The organism is Kitasatospora atroaurantiaca (assembly GCF_007828955.1).
Taxonomy (GTDB): Bacteria; Actinomycetota; Actinomycetes; order Streptomycetales; family Streptomycetaceae; genus Kitasatospora; species Kitasatospora atroaurantiaca.
This window is the reverse complement of sequence record NZ_VIVR01000001.1, coordinates 68,581-83,820: the sequence shown is the minus strand read 5'-3', so window position 1 is coordinate 83,820 and position 15,240 is coordinate 68,581. Positions and strand designations below refer to the sequence as shown.

Genomic DNA, 15,240 nt, shown 5'->3' with positions numbered 1-15,240 from the left:
TCGTTGGACAACGCATGTCCAATGAGTCAAGTGGCCGCGAGGAGCAGGCACCGATGGTGTGGGCGCTGGTGGTGCGCGAGGAGGACGAAGGGTCACCCTTCGCCGAGGCCATCGTGGAAGTCGGCCCGGCACTGTTCGACAGCCTGATCGAGGACGCGACCGACAGCGGCTTCGCCCTGGCCGCCGGCGAGCCACCGGATACCACCGCCTCGCTGCAGGTGCGCGACGACCAGCTGCTCAGGATGCTGTTCGTCGGTGGGCGCCTGGTGTGGGAACCGACCTCACCCGTCCAGGTATCGCCCAGCTGGCTGTCGGCAGCGCGGGCCCGCCAAGGCGTCGTCGTGGTCATCGTTCCGCCCGGGACCTGGCCGCCCGGCCTGATGGACATGCCACCGCAGGATCGCAGCACTGCGTTCACCGACAGCCTTCAAGCAGCACGCGCGGCCGGCTTGGCCATGCACGGCATGACCGCTGTCGACACCACCTGATCGTGGGGCCGAACAGAACTCGAGCCTCGGACAGGCCGCCTCCGGACTCGCGGCGACGACGCCCACCTGCCCGCATTCGCGCTTGGCGGGGGCGACGGGGCGGCAAAATCAGCTGGGGCCGGTCGGTGCGGGCCAGTTCAAGACGGTCTGCCGGCGCTTGGCGCGGGTCTCGCGGGCGAGGAAGGTGGCGCCGGTAGTGATCGTCACGGCGAATGACACGACTGCGGCGAGCGGCCAGATGTAGGTGTCGCGAAGCAGTGCGATCCAGCCGGCAGCCACGACCGTCGCAACGGTGGCGAGAGTTGCCAAGCGAACCGAGCGTGCCTGTCTGGTGGTCAGTGCCACGGAGGCGAAGGCCGTGGCGGCGGCCGGTACGCAGAGAACTGCGAACCCGAGTGCCAGGAAGATCAGAGCGGCGAAGATCATGTTGGTCCCTCCCTGTGTGGATGAAGCCATGGGGCCGACGTGGACGCCGCTGTGGCGGGCCGTCGGACGGGCATGCCGAAGCAGCCCGCAGGCGGGACGGTCGCACACGCGGTAGCGGCGCCGCTTCCCAGCCGCAATACTGACAGTAATTTTGAACATGTTCAAGACTGTGGGGAGGGCCGCGAGATCCAGTGGCCGACGGCCGGGTGGTCGTGCCGGTTTAGGGAGGATCTCGGCCCCACCTGCGCGGCAAGCCATGCGGCGCGCACTTCGCCGTCGGTGTGGACGAACAGCGTGCGGTGGTCCCCCCGCGGACTTTCGAAGTCGGTGCCGTCGTGATGCAGGATCACCTGTGGAGCGGCGTACCTCGACGTCCACCGGATACCGTGGTCCGGCACGTCCGGCCAGGAGAGTTGTCCCAGTGGACTTCGATCCGGTCGACGACGCGGATCGCGGCGCACGCCGCGCCCTCCGCACGATCCGTGGGTTCCGGAGTGGTGACTGCCCGCTGGTGAGCCGCCGCAGGGCTGCTCCTCATGGCCCAGGGCGTTGGTGGTGTTGCCCGCTGTCGTTCGGGCCGGGGCGGGTCCGCGAGCGGAAGGTGCGGCGGTAGGTGTCCGGAGGCACGCCGACCGTGCGGTTGAAGTGCCGGCGCAGCGTCGTGGCGGTGCCCATGCCGGTGGCCGACGCGATGGTGTCGACGCTGTCGTCGGTGGTCTCCAGCAACTCCTGGGCGTGGCGGATCCGTTGAGTGAGCAGCCATTGCAGTGGGGTGGTGCCGGTCACCGACCTGAAGTGGCGGCCCAGGTTGCGCGAGCTCATCCGCGCCCGGCGGGCCAGGTCCTCCACGGTCAGCGGATGGTCCAGCCGTTCGATCACCCAGGGGAAGAGTTCGGCGAGCGGGTGGTTGTCCGGGGCGGGGACCGGGGTGGTGACGAACTGGGCCTGGCCGCCCGCCCGGTGCGGCGGCACGACCAGGAGGCGGGCGAGCGCATTGGCGATCGACGAGCCGTGGTCGAGGCGGACAAGGTGCAGGCAGAGGTCCATGGCGGCGGCTTTGCCGGCGGAGGTGAGCACACTGCCGTCGTCCACGTAGAGGACGTCCGGATCGACCGTCACCCGGGGGTAGCGGGCGGCCAGGGCCCGGGTGTGCGCCCAGTGCGTGGTCGCGCGCCGCCCGTCCAGCAGGCCGGCGGCGGCCAGCACGAACGCGCCCGTGCAGAGGGAGGCCACGCGTGCGCCGGCCTCGTGGGCCACGCGAATCGCGTCGACCAGGTCGACGGGCGGATCCTCGTCGACGTCGGCCCAGCCCGGGACGATCACGGTGTCGGCGCGCGAGAGCCGGTCGAGTCCGTGGTCGGGCTCCAGCCGGAACCGGCCGACCCGCACGGCACTTGGCCCGCAGACGGAGACGCTGTACCAGGGGTCCGCCACGTCGGTCATGTCGGCTCCGAAGACCTCGAACGCCAAGGACAGCTCGAAATGCAGCATCCCGTCGGTGACGGCCAGTGCGACAGTTCCCATGTCCGGAATTGTACGGGTGATGGCGTTCCAGACACTCGCGGCAGGGTGCCCGCCCCCGTCAGGATGTCCGTGACAGATCGCAACGGATCATTCGAGTACGGGGGAGAACCCATGGGATCGGGACTCACGGTGGCGGTGTTCGGCGCGTACGGGCACACCGGACGCTTTGTGGTGGCGCAGTTGCGGGACCGCGGGTTCGTCCCGGTCCTCTCCGGCCGCGACGCCGACAAGCTGCGCGTACTGGCGTCCGAGTCCGGACTCGACGCCCGCCCGGCGTCGGTCGACGACCCGGCCTCGCTCGACCGCGCACTGGCCGGTGCGGCGGCCGTGATCAACTGTGCCGGGCCTTTCGCCACGACGGCCGCCCCCCTGATCGAGGCGGCACTACGCGCCGGGATCCCGTATGTGGATGTGGCGGCCGAGATCGAGGCCAACGCCGATACGTTCACGCAGTTCGCCGACCGCGCCCGCGCCGCAGGAGTGGTGATCGTCCCGGCGATGGCCTTCTACGGCGGCCTCGGGGACCTGCTGGTCACCGCAGCGATGGGCGAGTGGACGGCGGCCGACGAGGCGCACATCGCGTACGGGCTGAGCAGTTGGCACCCCACCGCCGGGACGCGTACGGCGGGCGCGGTCTCCCGCCAGCGGCGGGGCGGCGGACGCGTCGTGTACACGAACGGGCGGCTGGAGCACCGCCAGGACAACCCGCCGACCCTGGAGTGGCCCTTCCCCGACCCGATGGGCCCCCGGGCCGTCATCGGGGAGTTCACGATGGCCGACGTCGTCACTGTTCCCAGCCACCTGTCCATCCCCGAAGTGCGCACCTACATGACGGTCGAGGCGGCCAGGGAGGTGTCGGCCCCGGACACACCGACGCCGGCCGCGGTCGACGCACGCGGGCGGTCCGCGCAGACCTTCCTCGTCGACGTCGTCGTGCGCTCAGGCGACACTGAACGGCGCGCCGTGGCAAGGGGTCAGGACATCTACGCCGTCACCGCGCCACTCGTGGTGGAAGCGGTCGACCGCATCCTCACGGGGCGGACCAGGACGGTCGGCGTCGCCTCCGCAGGCGAGATCTTCGATGCGCCCGACTTCATCCGCGCGTTGTCCTCGCACATCTCCCTGGAACTGCGTCCGTGACTTCCTCTCCGGCCTGAAGGGCCGTGCCGGTGACGTGGCGCCAACTGTGCCGCAAGCGGCTGACCGACCGTCGACCGACCGCCGGGGTGCGGCGCGCACCCCGGCGGCTGCGCAGTTCCGGGTCGGTCCGGATCCGCCCTCACCGTGGTGACTGCCGGTCAGCTGGACGGGGAGGTCGTGGGCTACGGTGCCGGCTTGATGTTCTGGTTGGCGTGGAAGAGGTTGTCCGGGTCGTACGTCCGCTTGATCTGCGACAGCCGGTCGTAGTGGTTGCGGTAGGTGGCGTGGACGCGGTCCTGTCCTTCCTCCATCATGAAGTTCACGTAGGCGCCGCCCATGGAGTGTGGGTGGAGCTCCTCCCAGTAGCCGACGCACCAGTCCCTGATCACCCCGGCGTTGCCGGGATCGGGGTCGATGCCCCCGTAGACCCCGGACCAGACGGCGTCGCGGAAGCCCCACGCGGTGTCGTCGGGCCCGACCCGGTGGGCGGCCCCGTCGACCGGGTACAGGTGCATGGTCGAGAGCTCGGTCGGGATGTTGGCCGCGTACTTGGCGTGGACGTCGATCGCGTCGTCCGTGATGCGGTCGAAGAAGTCCCCGCGCCAGTACCACTGCAGCCCCGGCGGGATCAGCTCGTCGAACATGCTCTGCACCGCCGGGTACGGCATCGGCGTGGTGAAGTGGAAGGCGGGCGGGCCGGGATCGTTCACCGGGGCGAGAACCTCACCGGTGCGGTCCGGATCGCCGGTGTGGCACCACACGACGCCGCACATCTTCCGGTGGTGGAGCTCCTCCGGGAAGGGCGGCCCGGGTGGGATCACCAGCACCGCGAAGAACCCGTTCAGGTCCTCCGGTGCCTGGGGGAGGAACTCGCGGTACCACCTGAGGACTTCGGGCGTCCGTTCGGCCGGCCAGACCGTCAGGCCGAGCCCGACGGTGTCGACCGGATGCAGCCGGTAGGTGAACGAGGTGACGACGCCGAAGTTGCCGCCGCCGCCCCGCAGTGCCCAGAAGAGGTCCGGGTGCCTGTTCTCGTCCGTCGTGACGAAGCTGCCGTCGGCGAGGACGACGTCCGCCGACAGCAGATTGTCCACGGTGAGCCCGTACTTGCGGGTGAGATGGCCGTGGCCGCCGCCGAGGGTGAGGCCTCCGACACCCGTGGTGGACACGATGCCCGCCGGGGCGGCGAGCCCGAAGGCGTGCGTGGCGTGGTCGACGTCGCCGAGCAGCGAACCCCCGGCGACCTGGGCGGTCCGGGCCTCCGGGTCGACGCGGACCCCGCGCATCCGAGACAGGTCGATGGTCATTCCGTCGTCGACCAGGCAGAGCCCGGGGCCGCTGTGGCCGCCGCCGCGAACCGCGACCTCCAGCCCGTTGTCCCGGCCGAAGTTGACCGCCGCGATGACGTCGGCCGCGTCCGCGCACGGCACGATGGCCGCCGGACGCTTGTCGATCATCGCGTTGTAGATCTTGCGGGCCTCGTCGTACCCCGGCTGTTCCGGCCCGATGACCGGGCCGCGGAGCGCGCTCCGCAACGACTCTAAGGTTGCCGTGTCCATCGCGATCTCCCTTGCCACAGGCTGCCCTCGGCGTCGGGCGCCGCGTCCTGTGGCCGTTCATGGAGCGCGCGTGAGCCAGGAACGCACAGGGCGCGGTGCGAGTCGCCCGTATGGTCCAGCGTGCGCCTGCGTTCGCCGGGCTGCCATCGCAACCGTCGTACCACCGAGCCGCGGTTGAGGCCGGTTACCCTGCGCGCCGGGGCCGGTGCGGTCCGTTGAGAACCGCTATCGCCATGACACAGTGCGAGCAAAGCCCGAGACATGCTGCCGAACACTCGATCACCTCGATCACCTCGATCGCCGAAGTCCTCGGCGGAGGAGCTCCAGGCGGGCGTCCACGGATTTCGCGCTCACCGATGAGGACCTGCAAGGCGACCGTCGCCTGCCTGCTGGGTGCTGAACCCCTCTGGTGTCGGGGCCAATTGCGCTAGCCTCATGGGACGGGCAACTGGAAGCCCCTGGAGGAACGATGCGCATCGTGTTCGACCCCACCGAGGCTGAGGGGCTGCGCGCCTCCGCGCGGGACGCCGCGCTGGAGGACCCTACCCTCGCGTATGTCCTGCTTGACCTGGCTGACCGCGGTGTCGACCTGAACGAGTGCCGCACCTGGGAGGACATCCGCGTCGAGCGTGGCCTGGTTCAGACCGCCGACGAGCAGCGCGTTGCCTGAGCCCGGTCCGGCCCGGCGGCGGGCGGTGATCACCTTCCACGAGGTCGCCGAGCGGCAGATCGCGGAGATGGACGACGCCGCGCTCGCCCGCCTCGACCCGCACCTGACGGTTCTGGCGCTGAATCCAAAGGCCGGCGTACAGAGCAAGCCGGCCAGCCCGGTGCGCGAGTACGTCAAGGACGGTGTTCGCATCGCGTACATCTCGACGGTGCTCGGCACGATCATCCTCGTCGCCTACGTCGAGGTCGACTGACCTCTCACCAGGGTCAGTTCCAGTCCCCGGGCCCAGTCGGCCCCTTGGTGGCCGAGTCGGCCCGAGCGCTGTGGTCGGCCCGCCACGGTCCAGCCGTGGGTGGCTCCTTGGTGGCGGGGTGCCGCTCACGGCAGCCATCGCACCGGAGACACCCGGCGAATGTGGACGAGGACGTCGAATGCGTCGGCAAGGGAAGCGACGGTCATGTGCTCGGCAGTGTCACGGGACGGGTCGTAGACGCCGCTGATGACGCGGACCTTCGCCGGCCCCTCCCACCGGCGGCGTACGGCGTCGCGGCGCAAGTCCAGCCAGTGGGCGGGCAGATCCACCTCTCCCAGCGTCGCGTCGATCAGATCCCCGGCCGGCTCCGGGACAGCGGCGACACCGAGATCCCCGTGATGGAAGCCGATCGCCACGGAGACATACCGCGTGCCGTGACGCTTGCGCAGCAGGCTGCCGACGGTGGGCTGCGGACCACGCCCGGGAGCCAGGCCCAGGACCGTCTCGACCGCCGAGGTGTGAGCGATGCCGTCCCAATAGACCACGCGCGCACCGGTCCGACGCTGGGAGTCGCTGATGGCCTCCGCCCACACTGCGGCGTCGCCCGCGTAGTCGCCTCGCCCGGCGACGCTGCGTTCATGGAAGTCCACGATCCCGCGCATCCGCGCCAGGATGCCCTCGTCATGGTCGGCACCGGGCCATGACCGGATCAGCGCCAGCGCGTCGCGGGCGTGATCGGCGAACGGGCGTCCGGGGTGCGTTCCCTGGGCGCGCTGCACGTGCTCGTCGGTGTGGTGAGCGGTCCGGATCGGATCCAGGTGGGATGCCACCTTCGCCAGGAGCTCCGGGGCCGACCCACGGACGTGGTCGAGGACGGCGTCGTAGTCCTCGGGCCGGGCCTGTGCGGGCTTCACACCGAAGATCCGGACGGAGTCGTTCGGGTGGTCCCGGTTGAACGCCCGGATCCATTCCAATGCCGCGACCATCTCGGCGGTGCGCCAGGGACGCCAGGCGCCCTCGAGCGCGGATTCGGCCGAACCCTCGCCGCCGCGCACGTACTTGTCGAGGCCGGCGGCGACGCCGGCACTGTCCTGTACGGCCAGCGCCCGGAACCCGTGGTGTCGGACCAGCCGCCGCAAGAGTTGGTCCCGCACGCCGAAGGTCTCCCGGGAGAATCGGGTGGACTCCCCGATGCCGACGATCGTCGCCCCGGCGGCAAGCCTCTCGGCGAGTTCATCGAGCGTGGCGTCGGACAGCGGGCCGGCATCGGCGTCGGCGTGCTGAGGATCGGGTGACCCTGTGGTCGAAGGGAAGAAGGCCCGGGGAGCGGCGGTGTCGGTTTCCATGCCTCCCAGACTCCTACTTCAAGTGCGGTTGAGGTCAAGTCAGGAGATCGGCCCGGCCCGGCGACCGGGTCGGCCCGCGGGGTACCGGCCGTCACCGCCGCCCGCCGGGCCTTGGCGTGAAGTCTTGTCACAACGGTGCACGGGCGGGCGCGAAGCCGAGCGAGTGCACCACATCAAGAAGGAGCGGGCCCGCCTCCGCCACACCACGTGATTCCGGCTCGCCCGCCCCGCCCCGATGCGCCGTCATCAATACATCGACACCATCAACCGCCGCGGGCCCGCACCTGGCACTCCAGGGATCCCGGCGGTCCCGGTCGACAAGAGGCAGCGTGCGGCGGCCGACCACGTGCGAGGCATCGTCTTCAACCGGTGCGCTCGGAGGCGGTCAAGGTAAGAGACACGCATGTGTCCCGACGCCCTTCCAGGACGGGTGCCTCAGCATTCCCCTTCGGTGACTTCGAGGTACTCCACCTCGCCGACCAGCTGGGGGTGGACGTAGCGGAGGTGGGTGCCGCGCTCGGGTCCGGTGGGTGTCGCGGTGAACGGCGAGGTGGTGGTGTCGATGCGGCGCAGCGCCGCGGCGAGGTCCGGCGTTCGGCCATGCTGAAACCGGTGCCGACGGGGCCGACGTAGAGCAGGCCTTGGTCGGTGGGGACACCGACGAGCAGAGCGCGGACGGTGGCGGCGGTGGGTCCGCCGGGGAGCCATCCGCCGATGGTCACGGCCGAGATGCTGAGGTGCTCTGCTTCGCCCAGTCCCGGGAGCGTGCGCCGGGTAGGTAGGGCGAGTCGAGGCGCTTCATGGTGACGCCTTCCAGGTGCTGTTCCTTCGTCCAGGCGAGGGCGTCCTGGCCGGCTTCGGTCCACGCGGGTGAGACTCGGACGTGGACAGCGTCGAGGTGCAGGTTCTCCAGGTGCCGACCGCGTTCGGTTGCGCCTGCGCGGTCGCCATCGCTGGCGCATCGGCTCGGTACAGCATCTGCCCGGCCGCGCGGGCGCTTGCCGCCGGTGAGTGGGCTACCGGCCGGGCTGCCGTGCTGACTTCTGGGGCATCCCTCATGGAACGTGAATGTCACCTCGAAATGGATCATGCCGTATCGAGAACGAGCCAATATGGGAGGCACTCTGGCCTCCGGTGCATGCGTCCGCCACACTGATGGACGTCTGGTCCTTCGAGATGAACCATCAGTCTGGATCAGGGGGTTGTGTGCGGGTCTCTTCGACCATTCAGAATGTGCCTTCCTGGGCGTTGGAGTTCGACTGGCATCTGACGAACCGATGTGACTTCTTCTGCGAATACTGCCATCCCCAGATCCGTTATGTTCTCAACCGGAAGTACCTGGACGAGCCCTCTCCGGAGCTGGTGAAGCGGAGATTCGACGAGCTCGGCAAGACCTGCCTGGTGCACATGTCCGGCGGAGAGCCGTTCATGTTCCCGCGTTTCGTCGATCTGTGTGTTGGGTTGACAGAGCATCATTTCATCAGCATCAACACGAACCTTGCTTCCGGCGATGTGGAGAGCTTCTCGAAACTCGTGGACCCGAACCGGGTCGCGAGGATCACCGCCGCCGTGCACATGCCGGAACGTGAGCGCCGGGGGTTGGAATTGGCTGCTTACGCGAGAAACTATCTGCACCTGGATGAGCGCGGATTCGACGTCACGGCCCTGTACGTTCTCTACCCTCCGCTGCTCGGCCGCCTCGCGGAGGATCTCGACAGGCTGAGGTCGCTGGGGGTGACGCGTGTTCAGGTCAAGGTTTTCAAGGGCGTTCATGGAGGAGTTCGATATCCCGAGGGCTACACGGAGGAGCAGAAGCGCCTGATTCTTTCCAACTCGGGCGAATACCTGTTCAACCGTTCTTACCTCGACGGGCTGATGTCGTTCCGGGGCCAGGCGTGCACGGCCGGAGTGTCCTCGTTCAAGGTGATGGTGACCGGCGACGTCCGCAGGTGCGCGTCCGTGCCCGTGGGTTACGGAAACCTCTACGACGGTTCCTTCCGGCCGAGCGAGGTGAACGAGGGGTGTCCGGCACGGCGGGTACTCGTGCTGTCCCAGTGTCTGTCGTACCTCGTCGATCCTCCGGCGGCTCATGGTCACAGCGGCGAGGCGGAGGAGTAGGCGCATGCGAGTGATGATCCGTCACGCTTGTACCAGTCCTGATCACCTGCCCTTCGACGTGGCTGAGCGCAAGGGCATCGGCCACCCCGACAGTCTCGCCGATCTGGTCGCCGACACCTTCTCCGTGCGGTACTCCCGCTGGTGCCTGAGCCGGTTCGCCTTGGTGCCGAACCACTGGGTCGACAAGGTGAACCTGGTGGGCGCCGCGGCCGACGTCGACTTCGGCGCTTTCGACATCCTCAAGCCTGTCGACGCGTATCTCTTCGGCAAGATCACCGACCGTGTTGGCGACATCGAGGTGCCGGTCGCGGAAATCTTCGAGGAGGCCGTCGCCGATGTCCTGGCCCGAGCGCTCGGCGACGCCCGCATCCTGGATCACGTCAGGCTTCATGTCAACAACACTCGTGGCACCTCTGTCGACCACGCTCCCGAGTTCTACCGTCCCAGAACCCTGCCGTTGCTTGCCGACGTGCTGGCGGTGGAGTCGGTCGCGAACGACACCGTGATCTGCGTGGGTACCAGTCTTCGCGGGCTGGCGGCCGAAGTAGCCATGGGGCTGGAGAGCGAGCTGACCGACGCGGCGTTTCGCGTCGACTTTCCGGCGGTCGGCACAGACGTGAAGGTCATGACGGTCCGTGCGGGATCCCACCTGGACGTCACCGCCGCCGTGCCCTTCCATCCGGAGCGGATCGCCTCGTGGGAGGCGTATCGCGATTGCCTGGCCGAGGTGGAGAGCGCGATCACCCAGATCTTGAAGGGCCTCGTGGACCGCGACCCCCGAGCGCGGGCAATCGCGCGGACCTCCCTGCACCTCAACACGAAGGACAGCCCAGGTCGGGGTTATCTCGCCCCCTTCGGAACGTCGTTGGGAAAGGGCGACTGCGGTGCGGTCGGACGCGGAAACCGGTACAACGGTGTCATCGAACCGATGCGCCCCGCCGGTTGTGAGGCGCCTGCGGGAAAGAATCCGGTCCACCACGTGGGAAAGATCTACTCGGCGATCGCCGCGCAGATAGCACGTGACGTGTTCTCGCAGACGTCCGTGTACGCGGAAGTCACGGTCGCCACCCGCAATGGCGGGAGTCTGGACGATCCCGCCTATGTGCTCATCGCACTGGATCGGGAGCCGGACGCGTCCACGGCCCGCGCGATCGACGGGATCGTGCGACAGGGACTGGCCGACGTAGCGAACTTCACGAACCGGTTCCTCACCGGAGACCCGATCGCGCGCTTCCCAGCCCCTCGGCTTCCATGACCTCGGGCCCGTTCACCGAAGTCCATTGCCGGCACATCGCCCGGTTGCGGTCACTGCCCGCCGTTGTCGACGACCACGGCCTGCGGCTCGGAGATCAGTACGTCATGTTCAGAGCGGAGGCGGACCTGATGCGCCGGCACGTCCGTCACCTGGTCGCGGGCACCAGGCGGCCCGACGTGCTCGAGATCGGACTCGGACTCGGCGTCTTCGCCGAACAGCTCCTCGACGTCCGGGTCGGCTCGTACACCGCCATCGAGCCGCACGACGAAGTGGCCCGCCTGGCCCGGGCCAGGGTGCTGGACGCCTTCGGCGCCCGAGCCCGCGTGATCGGCGAACCCTGGCAGCTCGCCACTCTGCCGACACGGGCCTATGACGCGATCATGTATGACACGTGGCCACCGGACGGCTACGCCGACGCGGACTTCGCCTGGTTCGTCGAGCACGTCGCCGTTGCCTGCTTGCGTCCCGGTGGAAGGTTCAGTTTCTTCCACAGCGGCGACGCGATCGGCTCGCTGCGTCGTCGCGTCCTGGACACGCACTTCACATCGTGGGCAGCGCACCCGTATTCGATACCGGTCGCGGGCCTCCCGGCGATGTGGACCAAGCCCACCAACCGATTTCTCGTACCGGTCGCGACCCTGGGGGACGAACGACATGTCGGAGCCGGGCCCTCTGCCGATATCCGGTGACCAGCGCAAGCGTTTCGACGCGGACGGTTACCTGGTGCTACCTCGTCTCCTGTCGTTGACGGTCGTCGAGCGCCTTCGAACGGACGCGGACGCGCTTCGTGACCGATTGCTCGCCGCGATGGCGGCGAGCAGGGACTGGGACGCGAGAGTCACGTGGTGGCGCCTCTCGTCGGGCGAGCCGTATCTGTTCAAGATCAAGCCGGTCCTGGGCCTGGCTCCTTCGGTGGAGACGGTCGCAGGTGGGGCCGAGCTTCGTGCGATCACCACCGGGCTCCTGGGCTGTCCGTCAGAAGTCATGGAGAGCAAGTTCATGTACAAGCAGCGCGTCGAAGTCGCCGCCGGCTGGGCGACGTTGCCGGTGCTGGGTGAGGAGGTCCGCAAACACACGGATGCGGCGTACTTCACCCGACGCGGCTACCGGCGGGTGATCAGTGTCGCGGTGTGCATGGACGAGTGCACCGAGTCGGCGGGGGCCCTGCAGGTCTGGCCCGGTACCCATCGCCAGGACGTCGAGCAGGGGCAGACACCGCATCAGGGTCCCGTCGTGACGGAACACGCAGCGCCGGACTCGGCGGCGGTCACGCTCGAGGTGCCGGCCGGCTCGGTCGTGGCGTGGGACTCGCGATTGGTGCACGCCAGCGCAGCGAACACGTCCGGCCGCCCCCGGCGGCTGCTTGTGCTCGGCTACGCGCCGACATCTGCGTCCCGCGGCGACCGGCCATGAGGGTTCTCGTGCTGGGCGGAACGCGGTTCATCGGTCGGCACCTGGTGGACGCATGCCTTGCCCGTGAGCATCAGGTGACGATCATTCACCGAGGACTCTCCCGTTCGCCGTTCGGTGGCCTCGTGCGCGAAGTCCTGGCCGACCGCCGCACCCCGACTCCCGAGGCCCGGCACACACTCAGGCAGAGCTGGGATGCCGTGATTGACACCTGCGCGGCGGAACCCGACGACCTCCAGGTGACCACCCCGCTCCTGCGCGACGTCGGCCTGTACGTCCTTCTCTCGTCGTGCGCCGTGTACAGCCGGCGGGATACCCCCCTGACCGAGCTGTCCCCGACGATCCGGTCTGATACAGCCGACCCGATCGAGCGGTCGGGTGCGTTCAAGCTGCGATGCGAGGCCTATCTGCGGGACAACTTGGGCACGGCCGGTGCGAGCCTGCTCGTCGCTCGGCTCGGCCTGGTCATCGGCCCCCATGACCACAGCGGCCGCCTGGCGTACTGGTTGGGACGCGCCCTGCGGGGCGGTGACGTACTCGTTCCGATGGACCTCGACCAGCCACTCCAGCTCATCGACGCTCGAGACGTGGCACGTTCCACAGTGCAGGCGATGGATCGCGGCCTGACAGGTGTTGTCAACATGGCAGGCCCTTGCATCACGGCCGGTGAGCTGCTGGAAGCCATCGCGCTGTGTGCCGACACGTCGATGAATCCGTGCTGGGTGGGCGAGCAGTTCGTCCTCCTGCGCGGTGTGCGCCCCTGGGCCGAGATCCCCCTGTGGCTGACGCGATCCAGCCCTGAGCGCGCACTGATGAACGTCTCCTGTGCGCGGGCAGCCGATGAAGCGGGACTGGCCCATCGGCCGCTCCCGGAGTCCATCGGGGACTGTCTCCTACGGCACACCTCGCACCCCCTCGGATCGACGACTCGCTGGCTCGACCGCTCCCACGAGCTTCGCCTGCTCAAGGAATGGGCGAACTGTTGATCTTCGCTGATTCGCTGATCTTCGCAAGGAGATTGATCCAGAGAGGTGATTCTTTCATGGCGTCGGACAGGAGTCGGGAGAGGAGAAGAGCCGTTCTTGCGACCTTCCGGAGAAAGGGATTCGCCTATGTGCATGTACCGAAGACCGGCGGGTTTGCCATGACTCGCAAGTTGTTGGACGGAATAGCGACCGAGCATGCCACGGCGGCGGAACTGCGCGAAGAGCTCGGGCCGGCCGAGTGGTCCCGGTTGTTCTCGTTCGCGTTCGTCAGGGAACCAGCAGCAAGATTCATGTCCGCGTTCCACTACCTGAAGAGCGGGGGAATGACCGCGATCGATGAGGAGTGGGCTCGCGCAAACCTACGAGGCTGCGCAACGGCCGAGCAGTTTCTCCACCGCATGGTGGACTCTCCGGACTTGGCCGATTGGGTTCATTTTCGCTCCCAGCGGACATTTTTATGTGACGGGAGGGGGCAGATCTTGGTGCAGTTCGTAGGCCGGTTCGAGAGGTTGTCCGAGGACTTTGCGTTCGCGGCCAGGAGAATTTCCCTCCCTGATCCCGCCCTGAGTGTCCTGAACAAGACCTCCTATGGCCGTGAAAGTCTCTCTGAATGGACTTTCGAGAGTCGTGCGCAGTTCACGCAGTTCTATCGTGACGATTATTCGCTATTTGATTACCGGCCTCCATGGGGGCCGTGCTCCTGAGAGGTCCAGGCCGAACGGGGAGCCCAGGTCTCCGAAGTCTGTGCCGAACACCTCGTCGCTGAGACGGAACACGGCAGGTGCCAGCGGTCCAAGGTGGCCGCGTACGGGGAGGCGATCGGCGAGCAGGGTCGCTGTCAGCAGCCAACCCCTCGGGGACGGACGGAGAGTGAGCTGCCCATCGGCGGTGGTGCTCGTGGCATCGGTGACCGGTCGAAGCCCTTCCCAGCGGAAACCGATCCGCCTGTTGCCGTCTCTCCGGGCGCGTGTCGCCGCGCCATGGAGTGTGTACGCACCCCGATCCGCGAAAACGTCCCCGGCGAGCGTTTCGACGGCTTCGGTGGTGATGCCGATGCCCTCGCGGGCCAGGAGGTTGGCCGTGTGAAGCAGAACTCGCAACTCGGGCGGAGCGGCCGCCATCGCAGAGGTCAACCTCGCGTTGAAGTCGGTGGGCACAAAACCGTCCCTGGTGACGATGCCGTCCACCGAGAAGCCACCCCGGTAGCCCATCCGTTCCTGCAGCGCAGAGCCGATCCGGGCGGCTGACTCCCGGAGGCCGACCTGATCGATGAGTGCCGCGTTCGGCACGGTTCCGGCACACAGAAAGGCGCCGCGGTCAAGCCGAGGCAGGGTCACGATCTCCATGGGTGGGAACGTGACCACGCCGTGCGGGAGAACGAGGCCGTGAAGACGCGCAGGCAGACCCTCCAGCAGCGGCATGAGCCTGACGTGATGTCGGCCCGTGAGCGAGCGGGGAACGGATGGCGGTTCGCCGGGCCGCCACCACCACATGCCGTCGCCACCTGTCACCGGATCGCCGTCCACCGGCTGGAGCGAGCAGACGACACCACCGCCACAATCCACCCACTCGCCGAGAACAGACACGTCGTGGGGCAGATCGCTGATGAACGACCGCGCCCTCGGCACGCCGAGCGTGTCCCAGAGAGTGTCCACGACCGTCTTGTTCTCGAGGAATCGGAAGGCCGGCTGCCGACGGCCCAGGCGACGACGCGTGCCCGCGCGCGCAGGATCGAGCGGGTCGGGAACGACAAGCCACGACGTCCTGTCCGGGTCGAAGGCGTCGGCCTGCGAGGTCAGCCAGCCGGGCGCGTCCAGCTGCGCGATGAGGTGGTGGTGCATGGCCAGTAGTCCCGAGGCGCCTCTGACCGGGACGCGGCGGAGACCGGCCGGCATCCCGTCCAACGCGATCGCGCGACAGCGACTCCGTCCGAGGAACTCCTCCCATGCCGTCGCTTCGGCCCTGCTGCTGCAGATCACCAGAATCTCACCGTAGGGGAGGCAATCACTCAGCTGCTTCTCTGGTCCGGTCATGGTGGTCGCCGCCCAAGGTCCTGGTCATCGAG

General features: G+C 68.3%; 15 protein-coding genes. 10 read left to right on the top strand and 5 right to left on the bottom strand.

All coding sequences use genetic code 11. The annotated features are described in order from the left end of the window. Nucleotides 1-53 precede the first annotated feature (53 nt). Nucleotides 54-488 (top strand): hypothetical protein, encoded by a 435-nt coding sequence (locus FB465_RS00415; RefSeq protein ID WP_145786586.1) that lies wholly within the window; start codon nucleotides 54-56, stop codon nucleotides 486-488. A gap of 108 nt (nucleotides 489-596) precedes the next feature. On the opposite strand, the gene FB465_RS00410 is transcribed toward FB465_RS00415, so the two are convergent. Together FB465_RS00410 and FB465_RS00405 are read right to left on the bottom strand one after the other, a co-directional pair. Beyond that, complete coding sequence (locus FB465_RS00410) at nucleotides 597-914, bottom strand: hypothetical protein (RefSeq protein ID WP_145786585.1); 318 nt, start codon at nucleotides 912-914, stop codon at nucleotides 597-599. A 534-nt stretch (nucleotides 915-1,448) separates the two neighbouring features. Next, nucleotides 1,449-2,438, bottom strand: coding sequence for a helix-turn-helix domain-containing protein (locus tag FB465_RS00405; protein ID WP_145786584.1), 990 nt, complete (start codon nucleotides 2,436-2,438; stop codon nucleotides 1,449-1,451). Nucleotides 2,439-2,549: 111 nt separating this feature from the next. Between FB465_RS00405 and FB465_RS00400 the strand changes: the two genes are divergently transcribed. Further along, entirely contained in the window at nucleotides 2,550-3,578 is a 1,029-nt protein-coding gene (locus FB465_RS00400; protein ID WP_145786583.1) for a saccharopine dehydrogenase family protein, read from the top strand. Between the two features lie 182 nt (nucleotides 3,579-3,760). Here FB465_RS00400 and FB465_RS00395 read toward each other — a convergent pair whose 3' ends face one another. Continuing rightward, a complete protein-coding gene (locus FB465_RS00395; protein ID WP_145786582.1) occupies nucleotides 3,761-5,137 on the bottom strand; it encodes an FAD-binding oxidoreductase in 1,377 nt (458 codons plus the stop codon). 469 nt (nucleotides 5,138-5,606) lie between these two features. Between FB465_RS00395 and FB465_RS00390 the strand changes: the two genes are divergently transcribed. Together FB465_RS00390 and FB465_RS00385 are read left to right on the top strand one after the other, a co-directional pair. Further along, nucleotides 5,607-5,807: a hypothetical protein gene (locus FB465_RS00390; protein ID WP_145786581.1), complete on the top strand. Its 201-nt coding sequence runs from the start codon at nucleotides 5,607-5,609 to the stop codon at nucleotides 5,805-5,807. Next, nucleotides 5,800-6,060, top strand: coding sequence for a hypothetical protein (locus tag FB465_RS00385; protein ID WP_145786580.1), 261 nt, complete (start codon nucleotides 5,800-5,802; stop codon nucleotides 6,058-6,060). Before FB465_RS00390 ends, FB465_RS00385 begins: the two co-directional genes overlap by 8 nt. Before the next feature lie 125 nt (nucleotides 6,061-6,185). On the opposite strand, the gene FB465_RS00380 is transcribed toward FB465_RS00385, so the two are convergent. Further along, nucleotides 6,186-7,406: an erythromycin esterase family protein gene (locus FB465_RS00380; RefSeq protein WP_145786579.1), complete on the bottom strand. Its 1,221-nt coding sequence runs from the start codon at nucleotides 7,404-7,406 to the stop codon at nucleotides 6,186-6,188. A gap of 1,233 nt (nucleotides 7,407-8,639) precedes the next feature. On the opposite strand from FB465_RS00380, the gene FB465_RS00375 reads away from it, so the two are divergent. The 6 genes from FB465_RS00375 to FB465_RS00350 are packed head-to-tail and all read left to right on the top strand — an operon-like array spanning nucleotide 8,640 to nucleotide 13,879. Then, nucleotides 8,640-9,524: a radical SAM protein gene (locus tag FB465_RS00375; protein ID WP_211785685.1), complete on the top strand. Its 885-nt coding sequence runs from the start codon at nucleotides 8,640-8,642 to the stop codon at nucleotides 9,522-9,524. Nucleotides 9,525-9,528: 4 nt separating this feature from the next. After that, nucleotides 9,529-10,779 carry a methionine adenosyltransferase gene (locus FB465_RS00370; RefSeq protein WP_145786578.1) on the top strand — a complete coding sequence of 417 codons (1,251 nt, stop codon included), beginning with the start codon at nucleotides 9,529-9,531 and terminating at the stop codon, nucleotides 10,777-10,779. Then, nucleotides 10,776-11,468: a class I SAM-dependent methyltransferase gene (locus FB465_RS00365; protein ID WP_145786577.1), complete on the top strand. Its 693-nt coding sequence runs from the start codon at nucleotides 10,776-10,778 to the stop codon at nucleotides 11,466-11,468. The genes FB465_RS00370 and FB465_RS00365 overlap by 4 nt, the downstream gene beginning before the upstream one ends. Beyond that, on the top strand, nucleotides 11,434-12,192 hold the full coding sequence (locus tag FB465_RS00360) for a phytanoyl-CoA dioxygenase family protein (protein ID WP_145786576.1): 759 nt from the start codon (nucleotides 11,434-11,436) through the stop codon (nucleotides 12,190-12,192). The genes FB465_RS00365 and FB465_RS00360 overlap by 35 nt, the downstream gene beginning before the upstream one ends. After that, the gene (locus FB465_RS00355) at nucleotides 12,189-13,175 is read left to right on the top strand and encodes an NAD-dependent epimerase/dehydratase family protein (RefSeq protein ID WP_211785684.1); all 987 of its coding nucleotides are present in this window, start codon (nucleotides 12,189-12,191) and stop codon (nucleotides 13,173-13,175) included. Before FB465_RS00360 ends, FB465_RS00355 begins: the two co-directional genes overlap by 4 nt. After that, on the top strand, nucleotides 13,160-13,879 hold the full coding sequence (locus FB465_RS00350; protein WP_145786574.1) for a sulfotransferase family 2 domain-containing protein: 720 nt from the start codon (nucleotides 13,160-13,162) through the stop codon (nucleotides 13,877-13,879). Before FB465_RS00355 ends, FB465_RS00350 begins: the two co-directional genes overlap by 16 nt. Here FB465_RS00350 and FB465_RS00345 read toward each other — a convergent pair. Beyond that, nucleotides 13,841-15,016, bottom strand: coding sequence for a hypothetical protein (locus FB465_RS00345; RefSeq protein ID WP_145786573.1), 1,176 nt, complete (start codon nucleotides 15,014-15,016; stop codon nucleotides 13,841-13,843). The two genes, FB465_RS00350 and FB465_RS00345, sit on opposite strands and share 39 nt — an antisense overlap. Nucleotides 15,017-15,240: the final 224 nt, after the last annotated feature.

Excerpts from the sequence above, each read along its gene's own strand:
- FB465_RS00415 (WP_145786586.1), top strand. The coding sequence starts at position 54 with ATGGTGTGGGCGCTGGTGGTGCGCGAGGAGGACGAAGGGTCACCCTTC.
- FB465_RS00410 (WP_145786585.1), bottom strand. The coding sequence starts at position 914 with ATGATCTTCGCCGCTCTGATCTTCCTGGCACTCGGGTTCGCAGTTCTC.
- FB465_RS00405 (WP_145786584.1), bottom strand. The coding sequence starts at position 2,438 with ATGGGAACTGTCGCACTGGCCGTCACCGACGGGATGCTGCATTTCGAG.
- FB465_RS00400 (WP_145786583.1), top strand. The coding sequence starts at position 2,550 with ATGGGATCGGGACTCACGGTGGCGGTGTTCGGCGCGTACGGGCACACC.
- FB465_RS00395 (WP_145786582.1), bottom strand. The coding sequence starts at position 5,137 with ATGGACACGGCAACCTTAGAGTCGTTGCGGAGCGCGCTCCGCGGCCCG.
- FB465_RS00390 (WP_145786581.1), top strand. The coding sequence starts at position 5,607 with ATGCGCATCGTGTTCGACCCCACCGAGGCTGAGGGGCTGCGCGCCTCC.
- FB465_RS00380 (WP_145786579.1), bottom strand. The coding sequence starts at position 7,406 with ATGGAAACCGACACCGCCGCTCCCCGGGCCTTCTTCCCTTCGACCACA.
- FB465_RS00370 (WP_145786578.1), top strand. The coding sequence starts at position 9,529 with ATGCGAGTGATGATCCGTCACGCTTGTACCAGTCCTGATCACCTGCCC.
- FB465_RS00365 (WP_145786577.1), top strand. The coding sequence starts at position 10,776 with ATGACCTCGGGCCCGTTCACCGAAGTCCATTGCCGGCACATCGCCCGG.
- FB465_RS00360 (WP_145786576.1), top strand. The coding sequence starts at position 11,434 with ATGTCGGAGCCGGGCCCTCTGCCGATATCCGGTGACCAGCGCAAGCGT.
- FB465_RS00355 (WP_211785684.1), top strand. The coding sequence starts at position 12,189 with ATGAGGGTTCTCGTGCTGGGCGGAACGCGGTTCATCGGTCGGCACCTG.
- FB465_RS00350 (WP_145786574.1), top strand. The coding sequence starts at position 13,160 with ATGGGCGAACTGTTGATCTTCGCTGATTCGCTGATCTTCGCAAGGAGA.
- FB465_RS00345 (WP_145786573.1), bottom strand. The coding sequence starts at position 15,016 with ATGCACCACCACCTCATCGCGCAGCTGGACGCGCCCGGCTGGCTGACC.